At 74.0% G+C, this 2,926-nt stretch carries 2 protein-coding genes; both read left to right on the forward strand.

Features of this window, described 5'->3' with window-relative positions; all coding sequences use genetic code 11:
- Positions 1-1,627 (forward strand): ATP-binding protein (locus FE633_RS46795; RefSeq protein WP_138051243.1); only part of this gene is annotated, 1,627 nt, incomplete at its 5' end.
- A 175-nt stretch (positions 1,628-1,802) separates the two neighbouring features.
- On the forward strand, positions 1,803-2,926 hold a 1,124-nt coding region (locus FE633_RS46800), incomplete at its 3' end, for a PucR family transcriptional regulator ligand-binding domain-containing protein (RefSeq protein WP_171060416.1).

Below are 2,926 nucleotides of genomic sequence, written 5' to 3' on the forward strand. Positions count from 1 at the left end.
CGCCTGGCGCCGGGCCGCGCCCACGACCGAGCGGCCGCCCACGCCCGAGGAGGACCCCGCCCAGTGGCCCCAGCTGCGGGCCGCCGGAGCCACGGACGCCGCCGACCGGCTCGCCGCCGAGGCCCGCTCCGGGCTCATGCGCGACGTCGACCAGGCGCGCATCGCCCGCGCCTGGCAGGGGGTACGCAGCGGGCGGCACAGCCTCGCCACCTTCACGGGCGCCGTGCTGAAGGACGGGGCCGCCGCCTGTCTGCACCCCTCCGGCGATCGTGATCTTCCCGGCCGCCTCGCCCAGCACGACCTCGTCACCGGGCAGGTCCGGCTCGGCGCGACCGCCGACGACCGCCGCAATCCGTACGCCTACCGCGGCACCGGACTCGGCCTCGGCCCCGATCTCCTCGGCACTTCGCTGCTCGCCGTCGGCCCCGCAGGATCCGGCAAGACCGGCGCGGTGGTCTGGCCGCTCGCCGAGTCGCTGTGCCTGCACGCGCTCGCCGGGCGGGCCGCCGTGGTCGTGGTGGGGGCCGCGGGCGCGGGCCTGGGGCCGGTGGACGCGTACGACGTCGTCGTGCGGGTCGGGAACTCCGAGTCCGTGTACGACCTCGATCTGTACGGCGGGACCACCGACCCCGACGAGGCGGCGGCCGTCCTCGCCGAGGCGCTGGTCGGCGACCTCACCGATCCGCATCCCGGCGGGGACAGCCGCCGGTCCACCACCGTGCTCGCCCAGCTGCTCGGGCCGTACCGCGCGGTCCACGGGCGCTTCCCGTCCGTACCCGAGCTGCGGCAGCTGCTCGACGGCGCACCCGGCCCGCTCGGCGCCCTGCGCAAGGCGCTCACGGAGGCCGGGCAGGACTCGCTGCTGCGCGAACTCGACGCGCGGGAACGGCAGTCGGGGCATCCGGGAGACCTGGGGGGCGTCCTCGCGGACCGGGTCGCCCTGCTGGACCGGCCCGCCTTCGCCGCGTTCTTCGACACGTCCGGGCAGTCCAGGCCCTTCTCGCTGCGCGCCCTCGACCATCCGGTGCGGGTACGCATCGATCTGCCCGAGCGCGGGCACGCCGATGCCTCGCGGATCCTGGCACGGCTGGTACTCGCGCAGTTCACGGCGAGTGTGGCGGTACGGGAGGACCGGTCGTTGTTCGCGTGTCTGGTGCTGGACGACGCGACGGGCGTGGTGACTCCCGAGGCGGTACGGGGGATTCAGCGGCTGCGGTCCGCCAACGCCGGTGCCGTTCTGACGCTCCGTACGCTCGACGACGTGCCGCGGCCGCTGCGGACGCCGTTGCTGGGGGCGATCGGGTGCCGGATGGCGCTGTCCGGGCTCACCCCCTGGGACGGCCAGGACTTCGCCGAGGTGTGGGGCAAGGAGTGGACCGAGGCGCGGGACGTCACCGACCGGCAGATCATCGCCGAGACTCCGCTCGGCAAGACCGTGCACGCCCTGCGGCGAGTGATCACGGGGCGCGCGCCCACCGCCCGCGCCGTCACCGTGCGGCAGGTCGAGCGCGAGCGGTGGTCCGCGTCCGAGCTGGCGCATGCGGTGCCGCCGGGGCATGCGGTGCTGTCGCTCACCAGTGTGCGGGGGGAGCACGCGCCGCCGTTGTTGGTGGATCTTCGGGGATGAGTGGCTTTTCCGAGGTGAGCAGGACATCTGTACATAAGGTGACGCGTTCACCGTACAGTGAGGCAGAATCTACACAGGTCGTTCATACGTGACGGCTAAAAGATCGCACCCTCCGCCACTCCCGCCACTTCCGTGAAGACCCGGAAGACCTGGCCAGGAAAGACCTGAAGGCCTCATGCCCCCCACGCTCGCCTCGCTCGTCCAGCACTCGGCGCTCAAACTCACCGTGCGCGCGGGCGAGGAACGTCTGGATGTGCCCGTCCGTTGGGCCCACGCCAGCGAACTCGCCGACCCCGTGCCGTACATGGAGGGCGGCGAGCTGCTCCTGATCACCGCGCCGAAGCTGGACGTGGAGAATCCGGACGCCATGCGGCGCTATGTGAAGCGGCTGGTGGGGGCGGGGGTCGTCGGGCTCGGGTTCGCCGTCGGAGTGCATTACGAGGACGTCCCGAAAGCGCTGGTCGACGCCGCGGAGAAGGAGGGGCTGCCGCTCCTCGAAGTGCCGCGGCGCACCCCCTTCCTGGCCATCAGCAAGGCCGTCTCCGCCGCCATCGCCGCCGATCAGTACCGGGCCGTGACCGCGGGCTTCGCCGCGCAGCGCGAGCTGACCAAACAGGCGCTGAGTGCCGGGCCCGAGGGGGTGCTCACCGCCCTCGCTTCGCAGGTCGACGGGTGGTCCGCCCTGTACGACGCATCCGGTGCCGTCGTCGCGGCGGCGCCCGAGTGGGCCGGGCGGCGGGCCGCGCGGCTCACCGCCGATGTGGAGCGGCTGTGGGAGCGGGCCGCGCCGGCGAGCTCCGTGGTCGGGGGGCAGGTGGAGGCCGATGACGAGGACGGCGGCGACAGCGACGGTGGCGGTGGCGTTGCGGGTGGCGCGGACGGTGGCGGTGAGGATCGTGTCGAACTGCATTCCCTCGGGACCGGACGGCGGGCCCGGGCCGCGCTGGCCGTGGGTACCGCCGCGGCGCTGGGTACCGCCGAGCGGTACGCCGTTCACTCCGCGATCGCTCTGCTGACGCTCACGACTGAGCGGTCGCGGTCGTTGTATGCCGCTGAGCAGCGGATCGGGGTGGCCGTGCTGCGGATGCTGCTGGCCGGGGAGCCCGACCATGCCCGGGCTGTCGCGGGGGATCTGTACGGCGAACTCCTCGACGCTCCATATCGGATGATCCTCGCTGAGGCCGCGCCGACCGCGCGGGGGCGGTCCGGGGGCGGGGCCGCGGCGGCAACGGAGGCGTGGGCCGACGGCGGTGCCGATCTGCTGGGCGCGCTCGCGGAGGTCGCCGAGGCCGCGGCCGC

This window comes from Streptomyces montanus (assembly GCF_005786655.1).
In the GTDB taxonomy this organism is placed as follows: Bacteria; Actinomycetota; Actinomycetes; order Streptomycetales; family Streptomycetaceae; genus Streptomyces; species Streptomyces sporangiiformans.